The 20,006-nt window shown below is 41.7% G+C and carries 26 protein-coding genes and 1 riboswitch; of the genes, 12 read left to right on the plus strand and 14 right to left on the minus strand.

Features of this window, described 5'->3' with window-relative positions; all coding sequences use genetic code 11:
- Nucleotides 1-97: 97 nt before the first annotated feature.
- Entirely contained in the window at nt 98-1,300 is a 1,203-nt protein-coding gene (gene metK, locus MKZ03_RS13745) for a methionine adenosyltransferase (RefSeq protein WP_034665356.1), read from the minus strand.
- A gap of 195 nt (nt 1,301-1,495) precedes the next feature.
- A riboswitch (SAM riboswitch) is annotated at nt 1,496-1,630 on the minus strand.
- Nucleotides 1,631-1,858: 228 nt separating this feature from the next.
- On the opposite strand from metK, the gene pckA reads away from it, so the two are divergent.
- The gene (gene pckA, locus MKZ03_RS13750; RefSeq protein ID WP_012010978.1) at nt 1,859-3,445 is read left to right on the plus strand and encodes a phosphoenolpyruvate carboxykinase (ATP); all 1,587 of its coding nucleotides are present in this window, start codon (nt 1,859-1,861) and stop codon (nt 3,443-3,445) included.
- A 45-nt stretch (nt 3,446-3,490) separates the two neighbouring features.
- Here pckA and MKZ03_RS13755 read toward each other — a convergent pair whose 3' ends face one another.
- Genes MKZ03_RS13755 through MKZ03_RS13770 form a run of 4 tightly spaced genes read right to left on the minus strand, consistent with a single transcriptional unit; the run spans nt 3,491 to nt 6,329 of the window.
- Nucleotides 3,491-3,733, minus strand: a complete 243-nt coding sequence (locus MKZ03_RS13755; protein ID WP_025092385.1) for a DUF2584 domain-containing protein — start codon at nt 3,731-3,733, stop codon at nt 3,491-3,493.
- A gap of 39 nt (nt 3,734-3,772) precedes the next feature.
- Nucleotides 3,773-4,567, minus strand: coding sequence for an alpha/beta hydrolase family protein (locus tag MKZ03_RS13760; RefSeq protein WP_034665354.1), 795 nt, complete (start codon nt 4,565-4,567; stop codon nt 3,773-3,775).
- A gap of 26 nt (nt 4,568-4,593) precedes the next feature.
- Nucleotides 4,594-6,075, minus strand: coding sequence for a phytoene desaturase family protein (locus MKZ03_RS13765; RefSeq protein WP_341032145.1), 1,482 nt, complete (start codon nt 6,073-6,075; stop codon nt 4,594-4,596).
- Nucleotides 6,072-6,329 carry a hypothetical protein gene (locus MKZ03_RS13770; protein WP_334750224.1) on the minus strand — a complete coding sequence of 86 codons (258 nt, stop codon included), beginning with the start codon at nt 6,327-6,329 and terminating at the stop codon, nt 6,072-6,074. The genes MKZ03_RS13765 and MKZ03_RS13770 overlap by 4 nt, the downstream gene beginning before the upstream one ends.
- Before the next feature lie 434 nt (nt 6,330-6,763).
- On the opposite strand from MKZ03_RS13770, the gene MKZ03_RS13775 reads away from it, so the two are divergent.
- The 3 genes from MKZ03_RS13775 to MKZ03_RS13785 are packed head-to-tail and all read left to right on the plus strand — an operon-like array spanning nt 6,764 to nt 9,332.
- Nucleotides 6,764-7,765, plus strand: a complete 1,002-nt coding sequence (locus tag MKZ03_RS13775; RefSeq protein WP_307500115.1) for an ABC transporter substrate-binding protein — start codon at nt 6,764-6,766, stop codon at nt 7,763-7,765.
- Between the two features lie 15 nt (nt 7,766-7,780).
- Nucleotides 7,781-8,551 carry an ABC transporter ATP-binding protein gene (locus MKZ03_RS13780; RefSeq protein WP_034665342.1) on the plus strand — a complete coding sequence of 257 codons (771 nt, stop codon included), beginning with the start codon at nt 7,781-7,783 and terminating at the stop codon, nt 8,549-8,551.
- Between the two features lie 34 nt (nt 8,552-8,585).
- On the plus strand, nt 8,586-9,332 hold the full coding sequence (locus MKZ03_RS13785; protein ID WP_370876318.1) for an ABC transporter permease: 747 nt from the start codon (nt 8,586-8,588) through the stop codon (nt 9,330-9,332).
- A gap of 33 nt (nt 9,333-9,365) precedes the next feature.
- Here the strand turns inward: MKZ03_RS13785 and ytkD are convergent, their stop codons facing one another.
- On the minus strand, nt 9,366-9,842 hold the full coding sequence (gene ytkD, locus MKZ03_RS13790; RefSeq protein WP_034665337.1) for an RNA deprotection pyrophosphohydrolase: 477 nt from the start codon (nt 9,840-9,842) through the stop codon (nt 9,366-9,368).
- A gap of 249 nt (nt 9,843-10,091) precedes the next feature.
- On the opposite strand from ytkD, the gene MKZ03_RS13795 reads away from it, so the two are divergent.
- Both MKZ03_RS13795 and MKZ03_RS13800 read left to right on the plus strand, forming a co-directional pair.
- Nucleotides 10,092-10,745, plus strand: coding sequence for a TerD family protein (locus MKZ03_RS13795; protein WP_034665334.1), 654 nt, complete (start codon nt 10,092-10,094; stop codon nt 10,743-10,745).
- Nucleotides 10,746-10,767: 22 nt separating this feature from the next.
- Nucleotides 10,768-11,559 carry an AIM24 family protein gene (locus tag MKZ03_RS13800; protein ID WP_307500116.1) on the plus strand — a complete coding sequence of 264 codons (792 nt, stop codon included), beginning with the start codon at nt 10,768-10,770 and terminating at the stop codon, nt 11,557-11,559.
- Nucleotides 11,560-11,588: 29 nt separating this feature from the next.
- Here MKZ03_RS13800 and MKZ03_RS13805 read toward each other — a convergent pair whose 3' ends face one another.
- From MKZ03_RS13805 to MKZ03_RS13820, 4 genes are all read right to left on the minus strand, one after another.
- Nucleotides 11,589-11,897: a hypothetical protein gene (locus MKZ03_RS13805; protein WP_034665329.1), complete on the minus strand. Its 309-nt coding sequence runs from the start codon at nt 11,895-11,897 to the stop codon at nt 11,589-11,591.
- Between the two features lie 43 nt (nt 11,898-11,940).
- Nucleotides 11,941-12,345, minus strand: coding sequence for a phage holin family protein (locus MKZ03_RS13810; RefSeq protein WP_034665325.1), 405 nt, complete (start codon nt 12,343-12,345; stop codon nt 11,941-11,943).
- Between the two features lie 156 nt (nt 12,346-12,501).
- Entirely contained in the window at nt 12,502-12,693 is a 192-nt protein-coding gene (locus MKZ03_RS13815; RefSeq protein ID WP_034665322.1) for a hypothetical protein, read from the minus strand.
- A gap of 121 nt (nt 12,694-12,814) precedes the next feature.
- Nucleotides 12,815-13,252 carry a Dps family protein gene (locus MKZ03_RS13820; protein WP_003217576.1) on the minus strand — a complete coding sequence of 146 codons (438 nt, stop codon included), beginning with the start codon at nt 13,250-13,252 and terminating at the stop codon, nt 12,815-12,817.
- 131 nt (nt 13,253-13,383) lie between these two features.
- On the opposite strand from MKZ03_RS13820, the gene ytzI reads away from it, so the two are divergent.
- Entirely contained in the window at nt 13,384-13,530 is a 147-nt protein-coding gene (gene ytzI, locus MKZ03_RS13825; RefSeq protein ID WP_034665318.1) for a YtzI protein, read from the plus strand.
- 7 nt (nt 13,531-13,537) lie between these two features.
- On the opposite strand, the gene MKZ03_RS13830 is transcribed toward ytzI, so the two are convergent.
- The gene (locus MKZ03_RS13830; RefSeq protein ID WP_034665315.1) at nt 13,538-13,972 is read right to left on the minus strand and encodes a FixH family protein; all 435 of its coding nucleotides are present in this window, start codon (nt 13,970-13,972) and stop codon (nt 13,538-13,540) included.
- Between the two features lie 114 nt (nt 13,973-14,086).
- Nucleotides 14,087-14,560 (minus strand): S-ribosylhomocysteine lyase, encoded by a 474-nt coding sequence (locus tag MKZ03_RS13835; protein ID WP_003217624.1) that lies wholly within the window; start codon nt 14,558-14,560, stop codon nt 14,087-14,089.
- A gap of 126 nt (nt 14,561-14,686) precedes the next feature.
- Between MKZ03_RS13835 and yidD the strand changes: the two genes are divergently transcribed.
- Entirely contained in the window at nt 14,687-14,911 is a 225-nt protein-coding gene (yidD, locus tag MKZ03_RS13840; RefSeq protein WP_003217666.1) for a membrane protein insertion efficiency factor YidD, read from the plus strand.
- A gap of 1 nt (nt 14,912) precedes the next feature.
- Here yidD and MKZ03_RS13845 read toward each other — a convergent pair whose 3' ends face one another.
- Nucleotides 14,913-15,479, minus strand: a complete 567-nt coding sequence (locus tag MKZ03_RS13845; protein WP_034665310.1) for a beta-class carbonic anhydrase — start codon at nt 15,477-15,479, stop codon at nt 14,913-14,915.
- A 212-nt stretch (nt 15,480-15,691) separates the two neighbouring features.
- Here MKZ03_RS13845 and MKZ03_RS13850 point away from each other — a divergent pair, with 212 nt between their 5' ends.
- The gene (locus MKZ03_RS13850) at nt 15,692-16,681 is read left to right on the plus strand and encodes a metal ABC transporter substrate-binding protein (RefSeq protein WP_341032151.1); all 990 of its coding nucleotides are present in this window, start codon (nt 15,692-15,694) and stop codon (nt 16,679-16,681) included.
- A 264-nt stretch (nt 16,682-16,945) separates the two neighbouring features.
- On the opposite strand, the gene MKZ03_RS13855 is transcribed toward MKZ03_RS13850, so the two are convergent.
- On the minus strand, nt 16,946-17,188 hold the full coding sequence (locus MKZ03_RS13855; protein ID WP_034665302.1) for a type B 50S ribosomal protein L31: 243 nt from the start codon (nt 17,186-17,188) through the stop codon (nt 16,946-16,948).
- Between the two features lie 175 nt (nt 17,189-17,363).
- Here MKZ03_RS13855 and MKZ03_RS13860 point away from each other — a divergent pair, with 175 nt between their 5' ends.
- From MKZ03_RS13860 to MKZ03_RS13870, 3 genes are all read left to right on the plus strand, one after another.
- Nucleotides 17,364-18,695 (plus strand): cytochrome ubiquinol oxidase subunit I, encoded by a 1,332-nt coding sequence (locus MKZ03_RS13860; protein ID WP_341032154.1) that lies wholly within the window; start codon nt 17,364-17,366, stop codon nt 18,693-18,695.
- A gap of 21 nt (nt 18,696-18,716) precedes the next feature.
- Nucleotides 18,717-19,763, plus strand: coding sequence for a cytochrome d ubiquinol oxidase subunit II (locus MKZ03_RS13865; RefSeq protein ID WP_181185487.1), 1,047 nt, complete (start codon nt 18,717-18,719; stop codon nt 19,761-19,763).
- 68 nt (nt 19,764-19,831) lie between these two features.
- Entirely contained in the window at nt 19,832-19,990 is a 159-nt protein-coding gene (locus MKZ03_RS13870; RefSeq protein WP_008360682.1) for a DUF1540 domain-containing protein, read from the plus strand.
- The last annotated feature ends 16 nt before the right edge of the window (nt 19,991-20,006 follow it).

Raw genomic sequence — 20,006 nt, forward strand, 5'->3', positions numbered from 1 at the left:
AGTATTTTGTCCGATTTTGTTTCACATTTTTTCACTTTTTGTAGAATTTTTTTTAATCAAAAGGAAAACCGCTTAAAATAAGCGGTTTTCTATGTTGTTATTGTCCTAATGCTTCTTTACGAAGTGTATCGGCTTTATCCGTTTTTTCCCACGGAAGATCTAAATCATGACGGCCGAAATGTCCGTATGCAGCTGTTTGTTTATAGATAGGACGACGCAGGTCAAGCATTTTAATAATGCCAGCTGGACGAAGATCAAAGTTCGCACGAACCACTTCAATTAATTTTTCTTCAGAAGCTTTTCCTGTTCCGAATGTATCAATTGAAATCGATACAGGCTGTGCAACACCAATTGCATAAGCAAGTTGTACTTCACAAGAATCTGCAAGACCGGCAGCTACAATGTTTTTCGCTACGTAACGAGCAGCGTATGCCGCAGAACGGTCAACCTTTGTTGCGTCCTTCCCAGAGAAAGCACCACCGCCATGACGAGCGTACCCGCCATACGTATCAACGATGATTTTACGTCCAGTTAAACCAGCATCTCCTTGAGGTCCGCCGATGACGAAACGGCCTGTTGGGTTAATAAAGTATTTTGTCTCTTCGTCAATGAGTTCGCTTGGAACCACAGGGCGGATGACATGCTCTTTTAAGTCGCTTTGAATTTGTTCAAGCGTCACTTCTGGTGCATGCTGCGTAGAAATAACCACTGTGTCAATACGAACAGGTTTATTTTGCTCATCATATTCTACTGTTACTTGTGTTTTTCCGTCTGGACGAAGATAGGCAAGTGTTTGATCCTTGCGCACTTCAGTTAAACGGAGAGATAATTTATGCGCTAGTGAAATCGGCAGCGGCATGAGCTCTTCGGTTTCGTTGTTGGCAAAACCAAACATCAATCCTTGGTCACCTGCACCGATCGCATCAATTTCTTCTTCAGTCATTGTTCCTTCACGTGCTTCAAGCGCTTTGTCTACACCTTGCGCAATATCAGCAGACTGTTCATCAATGGATGTGAGCACTGCACATGTTTCCGCATCAAAACCATATTTCGCACGTGTGTAGCCAATTTCCTTAATCGTGTCACGCACCGTCTTTGGAATATCGACATAAGTAGACGTTGTAATTTCACCGCTTACTAATACGAGACCCGTTGTAACAGAAGTTTCACAGGCAACACGTGCATTTGGATCTTTCTTTAAAATTTCATCCAAAATGCTGTCTGAAATTTGATCACAGATTTTATCCGGATGTCCTTCTGTTACTGATTCTGAAGTAAATAAACGACGATTTTGACTCATAATGGCTATTTCCTCCTGTACAAGACCACATCATCCCAAGATGAGGCCTCCAATATGATACGGAACTCGTTCCCTCTTATATTTGAAAACGTTACTATTAGAGATGTTATTGGCAATTTGTTCATATGATATCCCAAAAATAAAAAAACCATTTCCTTCATTGCGAGGAAAGGGTCTGAGATCGCATGCCTTTCACTCTTATCGCTCAAGGTGTTCTTGTACCTTGCATCAGGTTAGCACCTTGGTTTCTCAGCATATTCATGCCTTTTTCATAAGAAACCGGTTGCTGGGCTTCATCGGGCCTGTCCCTCCACCAACTCGGGATAAGAGTATCCGTTCAATAAGATATCTTATCTCAAACCCTTGCATCATGTCAATGCTTCATCAGAATTATCTCCCCTCTTTTTTCACCTCACACTTAGCATCACCAAAAAGCATATTTTCATAGCAGAAATGAAAAAACACACACAAAAACATTTAAATAGTATAGACTATTATTATGAATGTGTTATACTAATCAAAACAAACAAATTCAACGGTAAAGGAAGGGTTTTTTTTATGAACTCAGTGGATTTAAAAGAAGATTTGCAGTCATTGCTCTCATTAGAAAATACGCACCAAAATTTATCTGTTCCGAAACTTGTTGAAAAGATTTTGGCACGTGATGAAGGCGTTTTAACATCAACAGGAGCTGTCCGCGCTACAACTGGTGCCTACACAGGACGTTCGCCTAAAGATAAATTTATCGTCAAAGAAGAAAGCTCTGAACATAAAATTGATTGGGGTCAAGTCAACCAGCCGATCTCTAAAGAAGCATTTGACCGTTTATATACAAAGGTTGTGTCATACTTAAAAGAACGTGATGAACTATTCGTCTTTGAAGGATTTGCCGGCGCTGATGAAAGATACCGTATGCCAATTACAGTGGTAAACGAATTTGCATGGCACAATCTCTTTGCAAAGCAGCTATTCATCAGACCTGACGGATCAACACCTTCTTCAAACGAAAAACCATTCACCATCTTATCTGCACCGCATTTTAAAGCAGATCCTGAAACAGATGGCACAAACTCTGAAACGTTTATTATCGTTTCTTTTGAAAAACGCACCATTCTGATCGGTGGTACAGAATATGCAGGAGAGATGAAAAAGTCCATTTTCTCTGTCATGAATTACCTGCTTCCTGAGCAAGATATTTTATCCATGCACTGCTCAGCAAACGTCGGTCAAGAAGGCGATGTCGCATTATTCTTCGGCCTTTCAGGTACTGGGAAAACGACGCTTTCTGCAAGCGCAAGCCGCAAGCTGATCGGTGACGATGAACACGGCTGGTCTGGCTCAGGAGTCTTCAATATTGAGGGCGGATGCTATGCGAAATGTGTGAACTTAAGCGAAGAAAAAGAACCGCAAATCTACAAAGCCATCAGCTTCGGATCAGTTCTTGAAAATGTTGTGCTTGATGAAGAAACACGTGAAGCGGATTATGATGACACGTTCTTTACTGAAAACACACGCGCTGCTTACCCAATCGAAATGATTGATAACATCGTGAAGCCAAGTATCGCAGGACATCCATCTGCCATTGTCTTCTTAACAGCTGATGCATTTGGCGTTTTACCTCCAATCAGCCGTTTAACAAAAGAACAGGCAATGTACCATTTCTTGAGCGGTTACACAAGTAAATTAGCAGGAACTGAACGCGGTGTCACATCACCAGAAACGACATTCTCTACTTGCTTCGGTTCACCATTCTTGCCGCTTCCAGCTCACGTCTATGCTGAAATGCTTGGCAAGAAAATTGATGAGCACGGTGCAAAAGTATTCCTTGTGAATACAGGCTGGACTGGCGGAGGCTATGGTACAGGTAAACGTATGAACCTAGCGCATACAAGAGCAATGGTGCAGGCAGCGATCGAAGGCGATCTCGACAACGCCGAAATGATCACTGATGACATCTTTGGATTACACATCCCGCTTCATATTCCTGGCGTACCAGATGAAGTGCTTCAACCTTCTAAAACATGGGATGACCAAGAGGCTTATCAAGAAAAAGCACACTTCCTTGCCAATGAATTTAAAAAGAACTTCCAAAAATTCAGCCACGCAGCAAGTGACATTGAAGCCAAAGGCGGACCACTCGTATAATCAAATGACAAAAGCTGAGGGGAATCATTCCCTCAGCTTTTTTTGTTAGTTCGTTGAATGTAATGACACGAGACGGTAAGTTACCTTTGTCACATTGTCTGTCAGCTCCAGCTTTTCAACGTGTGCTGTCCCTGTTTTTTCTCCGTCTTTCGTTTTACGTACCTCAAGCGGAATATTTAATGGATAAATGCGGTACCCATCCTTCATGAGCTCAAATACATTCTCTTCAATTCTTGTCTCTTTTCCCTTCGTGACAATCATTGTATTAAATTCAACAGGCATTCCCATATTGAAAATCCCCCTACTTTCTAAATTTCGTTATACTGCTTATTTTACCACATTTCCGCTTTTCCGGCTGTGCATCCACGTCGTCAGCCTTCTGACAATTTCCCGATTATGCTGCGGCGGGAAATAATGGTTGTATCCGTGAAAATACCAAGTCTCCACTGACTTTCCGTGCTGGCGCAGCGCATCTTCTAGTAAATACGCATGCTCAATCGATACATTCTGATCCTCTTCTCCGTGGATGATGAGAACAGGCGCTTCAATTTTGTCCACATCATTTAAAGGCGTTCTGTCCTCATAGGCCTCTGGCACCTTGTGCGGGGGACCGCCAATCACACGCTTCATCATTCTTCTCATATCCACACGCTCTTCATAGGTGAGCTTCATATCACTGACGCCTCCCCATGTCACAAAGGAAGCCGCCTCTTGTTTCATTTCAACAGCGGTCCAAATGCCCATAATCCCTCCGCGCGAAAAACCAAAGATATGAATACGATCCTGCTTCACCTTTTTGTGGTGCTTTAACAATTGAAAGGCAGCAAAAGCATCTTTCCGGTCCTCTCCGGCAAAGTCCTCGTTTCCTTCGCCTCCCTGATTTCCTCGGTAAAAGGGAGCAAATACGACAAAGCCCTGCGCTGCAAATTGCACAATCCGGCCTGGTCTCACCATCCCCACATTTTTAATGCCGCCTCGTAAATACAAAAAGCCGTCATAGAGACCTTCTCCGGCCGGTTCAGCGAGCAGTCCTTTGATCCGAAGCCCATCTGCCTCATAGGTCACTGTAAATAAGTGAATATGCGGATGGGGGGACGGAAACCTTCTTTTTTCCACAATCACTTGATTTCTCTCCTTTTCATCTGTTCTTACATCAAATGCTTCATGATCGCTTCTGCGACGAGCTGGCCTGATTTTGTCACCATCGGCGTGCCGCCGCCTGGATGACTTGTTCCTCCAACAAACCAAAGCCCTTCAATGTCCTTTGACTGATTATTGATTCGGAAGAACGCCTGCTTGAACGAGTTGGAAGACATGCCATAAATGGCGCCATGATATTCTCCTGTTTTCTGCTGCAGATCAAGCGGAGTTTGAACCGCTTCATATTCGGCAACCTCATCCATATCAAAGAGACCCTTTTCCTTTAATTTTGTTTTCAAATGCTGCGGGTATGTCTCCTTTAGCATGTCCCAATCTTGCTCTTTTGTCACATAAGGCGCATTCGCCAGTACAAAAAGGTTGCTTCTTCCCGGTCCTCCGCTTAAAGCTGGTTCTGAATGACCTGAATAACATATGTAAAGCGTTGGATCCTGAGACAGTTGTTTTTTCTGAAAAATATCTTTGAATTCTTGCTCATAATTCTCTGGGAAAAACACATTGTGATGGGACAGCTGTTCATAGACTTTAGGTACACCTAATAAGAGAACAAAGCCAGATAATGACGGTTCAATATTAGCCAGCTTTTGATTTAAAAAGCTTGGGCGGTCTTTTTCATCTATGAGATGGCGGTAGACAGTCAGCGCGTCCGCCCCTGCAATGACTTGATCTGCTTCATACATCTGGTGAGCCGTCTCTACTCCTTTGATTCGCCGGTCCTTCACATGAATCTTGTTGACTTGTTCATTGAGGTGAATCTGTACGCCTAATTCCTTTGCCAAAGTCTCAAATGCTTCAACTAAACGATATGTACCGCCCTTTATTCCATAAATCCCTTTCTCCCCTTCTAAATACGCCATCATATTAAATATAGCCGGTGCCTCATAGGGAGAAGAGCCGATGTATGTAGCATACCGTCCAAACATCGCCAATGTATGCGGATGACGGAAATATTGACGCAGCAGGCGTTGAACGGTTGTAAACGGTTTGACAGAGAGAAGTGCTTTCATGAGCTTTACATCCGCCTTATCCTTCCACGTCAATAACAAACGATTTAAAAACTGCTCCTCAGCCTTTTGAAAAAACATCTTTGATTCCTGTAAAAATGCACGGTATTGCTTCGCATCTTCAGGACTGAATGCTGCAATTTGAGATTCCATTTGCTCAAAATTGGGCGTAAATTCGACCGTATGTCCATCTGAAAAAACGTTTTTGGTCAGAGGAGAAATCGGATAAAATGTGACATAATCCTCCATCCGTCTATGACAGGAAGCAAACACTTCCTCGAAGTATGACTTCATTGTAATGGTACTCGGTCCTAGATCAAAAGAGTAGCCAGCTCCCTGATGGCGCTGCAATTTCCCGCCTAAAGCCGCTTCTTTTTCTAATATGGTGACCTGAACCCCGCGTGACTGTAAGCGGATCGCTGCTGATAATCCGCCAAGCCCGCCTCCGATGATGATCACTTTTTTCATTCGTACCTTCTCCCTTTCCATTCATACCCTTCTTTTTTCAGCCCGATTTTCATAGAAGCAAAGCCAATGGCGATCAAACTTAATATGCTGACCGGCAATAAAAAGGCCATTGCAGATGTTCTCCCGTTCTCGATATCAATTGCCGCTTTGATCGACACACCCAGCCCGTAGCAAAGAATGGCTAAGCATATACTGAGCACATCCAGCTGCAGCAAAGCCATCATCAAACAAATGACAGGAGCTAAATAAAGCATGGTGTTCATAGGCCCCGAATGGAAACTCCGTTGTGATACCTACCCACTCAACCGTAAATGTAAGCACCCCAACAATGGCTGCCCTTTTGATCCCAAGCCCCCATGAGCCATAAATATGTCGCCCAATCTCTATGACGCAGCAGGCATACAGCACAAGAAAGATTCCATTTGCAAACTGAAGCCATGCTGGCACTTCAAAAAAGACCATTAAGATAAGACTACTAAATACCATCCAACAAATACCCAACTCACTTTATACACGAAACCGCTCCTTTATTTCTGCCAAATTCAAGAAAGCATTCATTCCCCTAGTATAGAAAAAAAGACGCGTTCTATAAATAAACAATGCGCTTCTTATTTTCATCTAGGCACTCACCAAAAATCCCTTTTCACATACTTTAATAGTGATCTAGAACAAAGGAGGCGAATTACTCTTGAATCGTTCCATCAAAGTCAGACTGGCATTCATCGTCGTGGTCCTGCTCTTTATTCCATTTGTCGCCTGTAAAAAAGAACAAGAGCAGACCGTACAAGTAGCCGAGGTGACCCATTCGGTCTTTTATGCTCCGCTATATGTCGCCTTATCAGAGGATTTCTTCAAAGAAGAAGGCTTGGAGGTTGAACTGAAAACCACTTGGGGCGGTGATAAAACGATGACAGCTCTCTTATCAGGCGGTGCTGATATCGCCCTGACCGGGTCTGAATCCTCTATCTATGTAGAGGCTCAAGACACAAAGGACTCTGTCATGAACTTTGCACAGCTGACACAAACAGACGGCACATTTCTTGTTTCAAGGGAGGAAATAAACCAATTCTCTTGGGATCAATTAAAAGGAAAAGACTTCTTAGGACAGCGGAAAGGCGGCATGCCGCAAATGGTCGGTGAATATGTCTTGAAAAAGGAAGGCATTGATTTAAAAAAGGATCTTCGCATGATTCAAAATATTGATTTTGCCAACATTTCAGGTGCGTTCTCCTCTGGAACTGGCGATTTTGTGCAGTTATTCGAACCGACCGCTTCCTTACTTGAAAAAGAAGGTAAAGGGTACATTACCGCCTCCTTTGGAGAAGCTTCTGGCAAGGTGCCATATACTACCTTCATGGCAAAGAAGAGTTACTTAGAGGAAAACAAAGAGACAGCTGAAGCCTTCACCCGAGCCATTTACAAAGCGCAGAAATGGGTAGAAGCCAAGCAGCCTGAGGAGATCGCAAAGGCCATTCAATCTCATTTTCCTGATACAGATTTTGATGTCTTATCAACTGCCATCAAACGCTACAAACAGCAAGATTCCTATGCAACAGATCCCCTTCTGAATGAAGAGGAATGGAACAAATTGCAGGAAATCATGAAGGAGAGCGGTGAATTGCCGGAATTTATCCCGTACAAACAGCTTGTCGATTCATCCATTGCAAAGAAGGTCACAGATCACAAATAGAATAGGAGGTAGCACATGTCTTTCCTTCAAATTGACCATGTGACCCACACGTACTTCTCTTTAAAAGAAAAAACAACGGCTATACAGCACATCAATATGGAGATAGACCAAGGTGAATTCATCTCATTTATTGGTCCCAGCGGCTGCGGAAAAACCACCTTGCTGTCTATCATCGCAGGCATTACGCCGCCCTCTGAAGGTCGAATTTTAATCGAAGGAAAAGAACCAAATCAAAAGGAGCATCAAATCGGCTATATGCTCCAGCAAGATTATTTGTTTCCTTGGAAAACCATCAAGGAAAATGTGATTCTCGGGTTGAAAATTGCGAAACAAGATTCACATGAGGCCACCTCAGCTGCCCTTGATTTACTGCCAAAGTTTGGACTGCATGAAGTAGAGGAAAAATATCCGAAGGAGCTGTCTGGCGGAATGAGGCAGCGTGCGGCTCTCGCCCGAACGCTTGCAGTTGATCCCGGTCTGCTTTTACTAGATGAGCCATTTTCTGCGCTAGACTACCAAACCAAACTGACATTAGAAGATCTCGTCTTTCACACATTAAAAAACTATCAAAAAACAGCAGTCCTTGTGACACATGACATCGGCGAAGCCATTGCGATGAGTGACCGCATTTTCTTATTCTCAAAGCATCCAGGCTCTATCCAGCGAATCTTTACCGTACCAGACGATATAAGGGCTCTCTCTCCTTTCGAAGCGAGACAGACCCCGCGTTTCCAAGAGCTCTTTCAAACGATTTGGAAGGAGCTGAAAACAGTTGAAACACAGTGACCTTTTACATGAAGCCTATCGCAAAAAATACCGAATGGAAAAACGTATCACACGTATCTATCAGTTCATCATATTCGCCAGCTTCTTTTCGCTTTGGGAGCTTGCCAGTCATTTCAGGCTCATCGATCCGCTGATTTTCAGTTCACCATCTGCGGTCTGCCAATTATTTGTGCAAAAAATATCAGATGGTTCTTTAGTAAATCATATGAGTATTACGTTATTTGAAACGGTGCTCGGTTTTCTACTTGGTACCTTTTGCGGCATTTTGCTCGCTGCCGCCTTATGGTGGTCCACCCGATTAGCAAACGTTCTTGATCCTTATTTAGTCATTTTAAATGCCATGCCGAAAGTTGCCCTTGCCCCCATTTTAATTGTTGCCCTTGGGCCTGGTATGATCAGCATCGTTGCGATGGGTGCGATCATTAGTGTGATTATTACAACGATCGTCATTTACACTGCCTTTCAAGAGGTCGATGAGAATTATTTAAAGGTGATGAAAACCTTTGGCGCGAAAAAAGGCGTCGTCTTTCGTGAGGTCATGTTGCCAGCCAGTATTCCAACGATGATTTCTGCCATCAAAGTCAATGTCGGTCTTTCTTGGGTTGGGGTCATTGTAGGGGAATTTCTTGTATCCTCAAAAGGGCTCGGCTACATGATTATTTACGGCTTTCAAGTCTTCAACTTTACACTCGTGTTCTTAAGTCTTTTCATTATTGCTGTCTTTGCTACCATCATGTACCAGCTTGTGGAATGGCTTGAGCGCCGTTTTCTCCAAAAATAAAAAAAGCACAGGGATGGTCTCCCTGCGCTTTTTTTAACGAATCAAACCGTTCTTTTCTAAATAAGCAAGACTTTGTCTTAGCACATCATCTTTCATAATAAAACTGAAATTCTTATTTTTTGCGATGGATCTTGGCAAGTCTGCGAAAAGAACAGGTCCTTTCGTTTCAAAATACGTGTCCTGCTTCACTAGCCTTTCAATATCAGCGAAATAAATATTCTTTACGATGACCTTTTCTCTGCCTAGCACCTGATATTGGCCAATATACGTTAATTCACGAACAACAGCACCCGTCTCTTCTTGAATCTCACGTATAGCGGCTTGGTCTGCTTCTTCATTTGGCTCAACTTTCCCTCCTGGAAACTCATAGCCCCGATCCTCATGTTCAGTGAGCAGCCATTTTCCCTGGTAGCGGCAGATGGCCCAAACATGCTTTGGATGACTTGAAAAAGGCTTCTCTTCAAAGGAGAGCTTGACCGTATTATGATAATAGTCTTTAAATACATGCATGTTAAATCCCTCATATCCTGTCCTTGCTTCTTGTAAAACATCATACCACAGATCACATTTCTCTGAAGAATTTTTATCAAAAGTGAAACAAACGAGTGGTTTCATCTCGTCTGTATTTAAAATGAGGTTATTGTTGCTAAAACCTTTTTATCATTTCCAACTTAACCCAATTTTAATCATGAAACCTTTTATCCCTTGATGACGTAAATCAATTCGTGTTTGCCCTATCACGACGAGGAGGAAAACAGCATGAATATAACAAATGGGTCAAAACAAGAGAAAGATCAAGCGCTTCCGCTCAGGAAAAATGAGAAAGAAGACGCACCTCATGAGGTGATCAAGAAACACCTCATCAAAGGACAAAAGCTAGATTTAACAAAAGACAATCCAAATATCGATCAAATTCATATCGGGCTTGGCTGGGATCTGGCTGGCCAGCCAATTGATTTAGATACGCAAGTGTTTCTCTTAAATGAAGAGGACAAGCTGTTGTCTCCAAGCCATCTGATCTATTATCATCAGCAGCAAAGCTTAGACGGGGCTGTTCGTCATCTTGGTGATCATCAATTTGGCGGCGGATATCGAGACAATGAAATGATCATTATGCAATTAAGTAGAGTCTCACCTGATATTCATAAAATCGTCGTAACAGCCACGATACATGATGCACACGAGCGCAAGCATCATTTTGGACAAGTGACCAATGCCTACGTGCATCTTACTGATCAAATCTCCCAACAAGAGATTTGTACCTTTCAATTAACAGAAGATTATTCGTATTGCACATCCATTATTTGCGCTGAACTCATAAGAGATGAGGACGAATGGAAAATCATCGCGACCGGGCAAGGAACTACGCTAGATTTAAACGACTTATGCCTCATCTATGGATTCACAGCTTGACGCAGGAAAGGAGCTGGCACCAATGGGATTTCATTTCAACACGATAGAAGAACTCACTTTACAAGCAGAAGGCAGCGGAATCTTTTTTGCGAAAAAAGGCGCAATGATTGCCGATCAAGGAACGTTTCAATACCGCAAACGACTACTCGGGACAAATAAAGGAAATATGGTCAGTCAAGTATTTAACCATATCAGCAGAAAATTGACAGGTGAAAACCTTGAGGTGATGGAAGTGAGTGGACAAGGTACTTGTTATTTAGCTGATTCCAGCGAGCACGTGACAGTGATTAATCTTGAGCCGAGCGGTCCTTGGCAGCATGTAAGTGTAGAAAGTGAAGATCTACTTGCCTTTACTGAGGAGTGTCATTACGGCGTGACACCAGTAGGCGTTGGTATTTTATCACAGAAAGGACTGTTTACATCAAAGCTCTCCTATCAAGGTCATGGAGCGCAGGTCGCCATTAAAACGAATGGAAACCCGCTCATTTTAAAAGGCCCCTGCCGTGTAGATCCTGACGCCATTGTCGCTTGGACAGGCAAAGCACCGAAGGTCAAATTAGATGTGAACTGGAAAACCTTCATTGGACAAACATCTGGTGAATCCTACTTATTTGAGTTTCAAGAACAAGACCAAATTGTCATTATCCAGCCATCTGAGCGCACATCTGGCTTACGGGTTGGTTTAGATGATAATCGCTACAAGCCTCAAAGCCAGAGCTCTTCTCATGATTTCACTAATTCACAGACATCACAGCAAGAGAATAAAGGCGGGCTTAGTGATCTGATCGGAGGCATTTTACAACCGCGAAAATAAAAGCATGTAGAAAATCTCTACATGCTTTTTCAATTCATTAATCCATTTGTTTCAATAAAGTTCTTTGTCTCTTCATTCCCGAGCTCATAAATCATTGAGTAAATCTCTTGTCTTTTTCGATCCATTTCATCATTCGGACTGTCATAATGATATTCAAGAAACGGAACATGCGCTCGAAAGAATCCTTTCCAATCTGTCATATACTGTTCATCGAAATAGTCTCTCAGCTGCAAAATTTGATCATCATCTGCTTCTATTTGAAATTGCCAAGCCGCCGCATCTCTATGTTGCGATATCGACCCATCCTGTACAGATACATAATATGTGTGTCTCGCCATCTGATTCATCCTTTTTCCTTTAGTATGACCAGATATGAAGAAATTACGGCTTTTTGCGTAATTTATTTTTCAACATGTCCAACACATCAATAAACAACTGTGGAATGGGAATTCCGAGGGCATTGGCTGTCGAGACGATTTGGTAAGATTCATAAATAATATAAAAGATGATCGCTAAATCCTTAATCATCCCATTTGTCTTCAGCATGACATCGAAGAAATGCGCCATCGATATTAAGGAGACCGTCACAATCTTTCGAACAAGCCGTGTAAAAAAACGTTTCATTGTGAGCTGCCCAGTCAAAGATTCTCTTAGGCTTGAACAAATTAATTCAATGGCCATCAATGTTACTAATATCATCAGTAAATATCCTGCTCCACCAAACAGAAAGCTCATCGCTGACAAACTGACTGTAAACAACGAAAAGATGCCTAAATCCTTGCTCACTTGGCATCAACATCCTTTCATAGTGGAACTCCTTACCTCAATAGTATATGCCGGATCCTCGCAATAGCTTGGACGACAAAAAATAAAGGCGTCGTCTTTTAAATCGGACAGAGTGATGACAAGAAAAAAAGCCGCCTTGTGCGGCGGCTTCCATTCTTAGACTCTGACATCAATAAAGCGAGCGTCTGAATCCTTTGGCTGAACAGCTTGAGGCTGCTGCTGAACTTGATCCAGCATGACCATGGCTTGTGCTGTATTCGTAGCAAGCTGTGAATTCAACAAACTAATATTGAGTGTTCTTTGAATGCTCGCGACTTGCTGACTCATCATTCCTGCAATGGAAGACATCTTCTCCCCTCCCTTCTCTTTTCTCTTCGGCTGAAAGCCCTATGATTTCAATGGGCTGTCTGTCACAAATCCATCAAAAAAGAATGCCGATCTTATGATCGACATTCCTTTCACATTCGTATTATCCTAAAAATGCTTTAAGCATCCAGTTGTGTTTCTCAATAGATTGATGTATCGCAAGCAGCATATCACCTGTTGTTTCATCGCCAACTTCTCCAGCCAGCTCCATTCCTTGCTTTAATTCCTCTGCGATATTGGAGAAATCATCATATAGATTTTTCACCATTTGCTCCGCTGATTCATTGCCTTCAGCTTCTTGAATGCTAGAAATTTCTAAGCATTCTTTCATTGTCGCAACAGGCTGTCCATTTAACGCAAGCATACGCTCAGCCAAATCATCAATGTATGTCGCTGTTTCTGTATAAAGTTCCTCAAATTTCTCATGGAGTGTAAAGAAGTCTTTTCCCTTTACGTACCAATGATAGTTATGTAATTTCACGTAAAGCACAGTCCAATCAGCTACTTGTTTATTGACGACGTTTAATAATTTTTCAGACATGTTCATTCCTCCTTATGTAATTGCGTTTAGTATGAGAATACCCTTTTCCTATTATACTGAAACCTGCCATGAATTTCTTCTATTTTGACTGCATGAAATATATGTTAATATGGAAATAAGGAGGGAGTTAGATGCTGTTACTTGGGATTATCAGCTTTATCATTATCTCAATCGTTGTCTTTTTATCACTGTGGACAACATCGAAGGCTTATGAATATAAGCATAAAATCGATTCACCACAGGATGCTGAACCAAACCAACGTCCTAACCCAAAATAAATCGCACTTAATGATGTGAGGTTTCTGCTTCAGTAGATGAACTCTCTTTTTTCACATCACCTACGTGGATATTCGTCTTCGGCATATTATGCTGCTGTTTAGCTGTCACATGGACTTGTATGATATAAAGGCCATCTTTTTTAAAGGCTGTATGCAATTCATATACACCTTTGTTCTCTTTCTTTGGCTGAATCATCTTGCTGTTATCTTTGTCACCATCTTTCCACACTTCAAATTGAACATCGTCTGCATCATCAACAGGGGTATCACCATATGTGACAGCTGCTTTTACTATAACGCTTTCATTTTTCTCCACTTGCTCAGGTCCTGTAAGCTTCACTTCTAATAGCTCAGGCACCTCCCCTTTGCCGCTATTTGCTGCAGAGTTCCCACATGCACTTAGTAACATGAGCATCAAAATCATTCCCAACATTTTTCGCATCCCGAGTTTCCCCCTTCTTTTACTGACATGTCCATTTTAACAAATATCCCCTATTTTGACATCTCATGATCGAATTCAAAAAACCGGACATCAACATGTCCGGTTTATGATCTATTAACCAAATACTTTTAGAAGCTCTTCTTGATCTTGAGAAAGCCAGAAACGCATCAAACGTTTTGCCCCTTCAAGGTCATGAAGCTTCGCTTGGCCGCATTGCTCTTCGTTTGCAGCAGGAATCTCTGTTACCTCAACTGCATCCTTGAATGTTGCATCAAGAAGTTCAACGATCTCTTTTGGAGTAGGTGCACCACTGACCACTAAATAGTAGCCTGTCTGGCAGCCCATTGGAGAAATATCAATGATATCAAAATGATCGTATTTCTCTGAGTGTGTTCTAATGTTAAACGCAAGTAAATGCTCTAATGTATGAATCGTATCAGGTTTCATCGCCTGCTTGTTAGGCTGACAAAAACGAATATCAAATTTATTTACTTCCCCATCTGATCCCACTTTATGAACGCCGCAATGACGAACGTATGGCGCTTTTACAGCATTATGATCAAGTTCAAAGCTTTCAACTGAAGGCATAATCACCACTCCTATAATTGCAATTTCCTATATTATAACATATTTCTCCGACCAGCTTAGTTTATAAAACTTTCCTTCCTTGTCCTTTTTTCTTATACTGTGAAAGACAGACAAGGAGGAACCTCTATGAAACAAATTTTTATCGGCATCATACGCTTTTATCAAAAATGTATTTCCCCTCTTACACCGCCCAGCTGCCGGTTTTACCCAACATGCTCAAACTATGGGCTAGAGGCGATCAAAACGCATGGCGCTTTAAAAGGCGGCTGGCTCACCATCAAACGGATTTTAAAATGTCATCCGCTCCATCCTGGCGGCATCGATCCTGTCCCGCCGAAAAAGGAAAAATAACTTATTTTTCTTCATATCCGTTGACGACTAAGTCAAGCTTGCCTGTTCCAGGATCAATGACAAGACCGTGCACAGGCACATCTGATGGAAGAAGCGGGTGATTTTTTACAACGGACACACTGTCCTTCACGCTCTCTTCAACAGAACTAAAGCTTTTGAGCCACTGTTTAAAGTCGATTCCTGAGTATTCCAGTACTTCAATACGCTTTTCTGGAATACCACGCTCAATGGCTTTGTTTAAAAGTGTTTGACTGTCTATTTTGCTCATACCGCAATCATGATGCCCAATGACATAAACCTCGTCAGCATTTAATTCGTAAACAGCCACTAAAATGCTTCGCATAATACTTCCAAATGGATGAGAAACAAGAGCACCAGCACTTTTAACGATCTTGATATCTCCATTTTTCATGTTCATTGCACGCGGAAGCAGCTCGACAAGTCTTGTATCCATACATGACAGAATGACAGCTTTTTTCTGTGGAAACTTCGTTGTTGTAAATTCTTCGTATTTCTTCTCTTCAATAAACTGTTGATTATATTCGATGATTTCATCTAAAAGTTTCATACGTTTGCCCATTCCTTTATCTTTTTTAAAAATAAATATAGCACAATGTGAGAAATTTCGTCACGTTTTGCAGCGCATTTTTTTAAAGGAAACATCTGCTGATGAAATTTTTTTATTTTCCTCTTTTCAAATCGTAATTATTACGATACAATAACTCAGGACATTAAATCGTAATCATTTCTATCTAATAGATTGAGAGGAGACATTTCTACATGAAAAAAATCTTTTATATTTTAACAGCTGCTTTATTTGTGATCGGTCTTGCCGCTTGCTCAAGCAGTACGGGAACAAATGCTTCAAAAGGAAAGGCAGACGGGAAACTAACCATTTACACCACGATCTTCCCGATCCAAGATTTCACTGAAAAAATTGGCGGTTCTCACGTTCATGCACAAAGTGTTTACCCTGCCAATGCAGATGCACACAGCTTTGAACCAAGTTCAAAAACGATGGTTGAAATGGCTGAAGGTGACGCCTTCATCTACAGCGGTACAGGAGCTGAAGCATTCGCTGATAAAACCGCTTCTACGTTAAAAGACCAAGGCGTGAAAACAGTCAAAGCAGCCGAAGGCATCAAATTGTTATCGACAAAAGAAGAGCATTCACATGAAGAAGGCGAAGACCATGATCACGACCATGAAAGTGAAGCTCATGACCATGATGAACACGACCATGGAGATAAAGATCCTCACGCATGGTTAGACCCGGTTTATGCAAAGCAAATGGCGAAAAACATTAAGGACACGCTCGTTTCATTAGATCCAGATCATAAAGACGAATACACAAAAAACTATGAAAAACTAAAAAAGGATTTGCAATCGCTAGATCAAGAGTTCAACACAACGTTATCTAAAGCAAAACATAAAGAAATCCTTGTTTCTCACGCAGCCTACGGTTATTGGGAAAAGCGCTACGGTATTGAGCAAATCAGTGTATTAGGGTTATCCGCTTCTGAAGAGCCTTCACAAAAACAGCTCGAAAGCATTGTACAAAAAGCTGAAAAGCATCACATTCAATATGTGATTTTTGAAAACAACGTCAGCAGCAAAGTATCAGATACAATCCGCAGTGAAATTGGGGCAAAAACCCTCACACTTAAAAATCTAGAATCTATTACTGAAGATGATGCCAAAAATGGCGAAAGCTACATCAGCTTAATGAAACAAAATCTAAAGACCTTAAAAACCGCTTTAAATGATTAATTACTAGAACCCCGGGTGATCATCCGGGGTTTTTTGCTGCAAAAAAGCACACCATTTGTAGGGTGTGCTTTTAGATTGTAGACAAAGGGCTAAAATGATGTTTATTTTAGCCCTTTGTCTTCTTTCCAGCGTGATAGAAAACCTTTGAAGTCTAGGAAGGACAGCTACCTTTGCGGAGCGAATTTAACATTCGTGAGCATCGGCGCACAGGACTAACAGTTTGTCTACACGCTGAAAGCACACCAATGCAGGGTGTGCTTTTTATTACATTTGATATTTTTTCTTAAACAACTCGGCTCTTCCGCCTTTTTCTCCGAATTTTTGTCGTCCTGTATAAAAAGGATGCGTATCAGAGCTTGTTTCTACTTTAATCACAGGATACGTTTTCCCATCTTCCCATTCTACTGTTTCATTGGATGTCTTTGTCGATTTACTCAAGAAGCGGTAACCGCTGTTTACGTCCATAAATACAACTTCATGTGAGGTTGGATGAATATCTCTTTTCAATGTCAAAACTCCTTTCGTTATCAAAACGTAATGATTACGCTTTATATTTATATTCTACTCCCTCTTTTACAACTTGTCAAAAATCAAGCTTTCTTAGTCAGGAAGAATAATCTAAAAATGGTGGAGAATAATAACATCATGAAAAAGAGAAGCGATAAGAAAGGCGGAGAAAAAATTGACTGATCTCGTTTTAGCTAGAAGCCTGTTCGGCACAACCATGGGCTTTCATATTATTTATGCCTCGCTTGGCGTCGGCATCCCGCTAATGATTTTGTTAGCTGAACTCATCTTCCAAAAAACGAAGGATCCTCACTATGCTGTCATGGCCAAACGGTGGACGAAAGCGCAGGCTGTCTTGTTAGGTGTCGCCATTCCAACAGGCACGATTGCTGGTACCCAGCTCGCTCTTCTATGGCCAGGTTTTATGGAGGTCATCGGAAAGGTCATGTCACTGCCATTTCAGATTGAAATTTATGCGTTCTTTATTGAAGCATTATTTATGTCTATTTATGTGTACGCAGCGGATCGCCTATCACCTGCTATGCGCATCATTACCGTTATTTTTGTCGTGATTGGCGCAGCCGCTTCAGCGATTCTGATCACAAACGTACATGCGTTTGAAGGAACACCTGCTGGCTTTCAAATGGTCAATGGAGAGATTACAAATATCGAGCCTTGGAAGGCCTTTTTCAATCCAAGCTTTGTGGTGACTGCGACACATGTCGTGCTGTCTGCTTTTACAACAGGTGCTTTTGTGATTGCTTCGGTGGCCGCTTTTAAAATGCTCAAAACAAGAAAGAATCAGAAACTCTATACTTTTCATCGAAAAGCCCTTTTTCTTGGACTTATTGTAGGAGGCCTTTTCTCATTTCTTACGGCCTTAAATGGTCATGAGTCTGCTCAGCTTCTGTATGAATATCAGCCTGAAAAGTTAGCCGGTGCTGAAGGTTTATTTGAAACACAATCACATGCGCCTCTTGCAATAGGTGGTTTTACTGATGCCGATTCACAGGAAATTAAAGGAGCAATTGAAATCCCTTGGGCGCTTAGTTTTCTGGCAGGAAATAGCTTTGATACGGTGGTCAAAGGCTTAAATGATTTCCCTCGTGACGAGTGGCCGCCTTTATTTATTCACACATTATTTAACGGCATGGTTATCATTGGCTCAGTCCTCATTTTGTTTGCAGTGTTAGCACTGCTTTACCGCAAAATTTTAAAACGCGAACATTATCCGAAGTGGCTCCTTTTTCTTTACTTATTCGGCGGGCCCCTTAGTCTTTTGGCCATTGAGTTCGGCTGGATCTTTGCATGTACAGGCCGTCAGCCATGGGTCATTTATCGAATGCTCAAAACCTCAGAGGTCGTCACATCATCCGGTTCAATCGGTACGCTCTTTATCCTTTTTGCCATTGTCTATCTCATCTTAGGCATAGCAACCGTTATTGTACTGACGTACTACTTTAGAAAACATTCGATTGAAGAAGACCTACGGTTAACAGAATCTTAAAAAGGAGCGATCTAGATGCAAATGGATGTTACAACTGATGCGCTCATTGCAATCACCATCTTATGGGGATTCGTTTTTATCTATGCAGTGATGGCATCAATGGATTTCGGCGCAGGATTTTGGTCGATGATTTATATGAATAGAGAACAAACAAAGGCCGCTAATATTGCAAATAAATATCTTTCTCCAACATGGGAAGTAACAAACGTCTTCATTGTGGCGATTGTTGTTGCATTGTTTAGCTTGTTTCCAGGTGCGACCTTTGTACTTGGTACCGTTTTATTAATACCCGGCAGCATCATATTGTTACTTCTTGCACTGCGAAGCGGGTTTCTCGTGTTTTCTCATTCACTCCCTAAAAAATACCGAAAAGCGGTTACTTACATTTCAGGGATAAGCGGCTTTATCATTCCGTCCATCCTGATCATGGTTCTTCCGATTACTCATGGTGGATTTATCTTTCAGGAGAACAACGTCTACTCATTAGATCTTGGACTGGTCTTTACGAGTGCAAATGTCTATTCTTTTGTCGGCTTTGCCATTTTCAGCACCCTTTTTCTTTCGTCTTTGCTTTTAGCTGATTTCTCGAATGTGGCTGATGAAGATGAAGCTTACAGCATTTATAGAAGAGGGGCTCTCATTACGGGTCCGCTTTCACTCTTGATGGCCTTTTTTATCATGCTGACATTAAGAAGCGAGGCCAATTGGCTGTTCACAAAAATGATGCAGAACATTCCTATTCTTCTTGTATCACTCCTGATGTTTTTGCTAGCAGGACTAGCTCTATTTTTACCAAACAGCCGGTTTAAGCAGCGGAAAGGCCGGCCACGTTTAGCTGTCATTGCGATTACCATTCAATATTTTTTAGCAAGCTACGTGTACGGACGTGCCCATTTGCCTTATATGGCCTATCCAGATATTACAATCATGTCTGGATTTACAGACCCTGTCACATTTAGAGCATTGTTTATCACCTATATTGTAGGTTTTATCATCTTATTCCCTGGGTTCTATTTCTTCTGGAAATTGTTTATGAAGGATAAGCGCTATATTCGTCAGGAAGATTAACATGAATGGACGAGGTTCATTTCGGTTACATTATAGAAGAAAGACATACTCAAAAGGAGGTCATCTGTATGAGTCAAAAAATCCTTTGTGAAGTCAATAACTGTTCCTATTGGAATGCTGGAAACCGCTGTGGGGCAGATGCAATCTATGTCGTCAGCCACACAGGAAATACGGCTGAAAAAAGTGAAGAAACGGATTGTAAAACGTTTAAACCACAAGATCTTTAAGTCTCATTAAAGGAGG

It is taken from the genome of Bacillus sp. FSL R5-0431, assembly GCF_038002985.1.
Classification (GTDB): domain Bacteria; phylum Bacillota; class Bacilli; order Bacillales; family Bacillaceae; genus Bacillus.

Bases quoted from the DNA above. Each gene is read 5' to 3' on its own strand.
- metK (WP_034665356.1), bottom strand. From the start codon at position 1,300: ATGAGTCAAAATCGTCGTTTATTTACTTCAGAATCAGTAACAGAAGGA.
- pckA (WP_012010978.1), top strand. From the start codon at position 1,859: ATGAACTCAGTGGATTTAAAAGAAGATTTGCAGTCATTGCTCTCATTA.
- MKZ03_RS13755 (WP_025092385.1), bottom strand. From the start codon at position 3,733: ATGGGAATGCCTGTTGAATTTAATACAATGATTGTCACGAAGGGAAAA.
- MKZ03_RS13765 (WP_341032145.1), bottom strand. From the start codon at position 6,075: ATGAAAAAAGTGATCATCATCGGAGGCGGGCTTGGCGGATTATCAGCA.
- MKZ03_RS13770 (WP_334750224.1), bottom strand. From the start codon at position 6,329: ATGCTTTATTTAGCTCCTGTCATTTGTTTGATGATGGCTTTGCTGCAG.
- MKZ03_RS13780 (WP_034665342.1), top strand. From the start codon at position 7,781: ATGTCTTTCCTTCAAATTGACCATGTGACCCACACGTACTTCTCTTTA.
- MKZ03_RS13785 (WP_370876318.1), top strand. From the start codon at position 8,586: ATGGAAAAACGTATCACACGTATCTATCAGTTCATCATATTCGCCAGC.
- ytkD (WP_034665337.1), bottom strand. From the start codon at position 9,842: ATGCATGTATTTAAAGACTATTATCATAATACGGTCAAGCTCTCCTTT.
- MKZ03_RS13795 (WP_034665334.1), top strand. From the start codon at position 10,092: ATGAATATAACAAATGGGTCAAAACAAGAGAAAGATCAAGCGCTTCCG.
- MKZ03_RS13800 (WP_307500116.1), top strand. From the start codon at position 10,768: ATGGGATTTCATTTCAACACGATAGAAGAACTCACTTTACAAGCAGAA.
- MKZ03_RS13805 (WP_034665329.1), bottom strand. From the start codon at position 11,897: ATGGCGAGACACACATATTATGTATCTGTACAGGATGGGTCGATATCG.
- MKZ03_RS13815 (WP_034665322.1), bottom strand. From the start codon at position 12,693: ATGTCTTCCATTGCAGGAATGATGAGTCAGCAAGTCGCGAGCATTCAA.
- MKZ03_RS13820 (WP_003217576.1), bottom strand. From the start codon at position 13,252: ATGTCTGAAAAATTATTAAACGTCGTCAATAAACAAGTAGCTGATTGG.
- ytzI (WP_034665318.1), top strand. From the start codon at position 13,384: ATGCTGTTACTTGGGATTATCAGCTTTATCATTATCTCAATCGTTGTC.
- MKZ03_RS13830 (WP_034665315.1), bottom strand. From the start codon at position 13,972: ATGCGAAAAATGTTGGGAATGATTTTGATGCTCATGTTACTAAGTGCA.
- MKZ03_RS13835 (WP_003217624.1), bottom strand. From the start codon at position 14,560: ATGCCTTCAGTTGAAAGCTTTGAACTTGATCATAATGCTGTAAAAGCG.
- yidD (WP_003217666.1), top strand. From the start codon at position 14,687: ATGAAACAAATTTTTATCGGCATCATACGCTTTTATCAAAAATGTATT.
- MKZ03_RS13845 (WP_034665310.1), bottom strand. From the start codon at position 15,479: ATGAAACTTTTAGATGAAATCATCGAATATAATCAACAGTTTATTGAA.
- MKZ03_RS13850 (WP_341032151.1), top strand. From the start codon at position 15,692: ATGAAAAAAATCTTTTATATTTTAACAGCTGCTTTATTTGTGATCGGT.
- MKZ03_RS13865 (WP_181185487.1), top strand. From the start codon at position 18,717: ATGGATGTTACAACTGATGCGCTCATTGCAATCACCATCTTATGGGGA.
- MKZ03_RS13870 (WP_008360682.1), top strand. From the start codon at position 19,832: ATGAGTCAAAAAATCCTTTGTGAAGTCAATAACTGTTCCTATTGGAAT.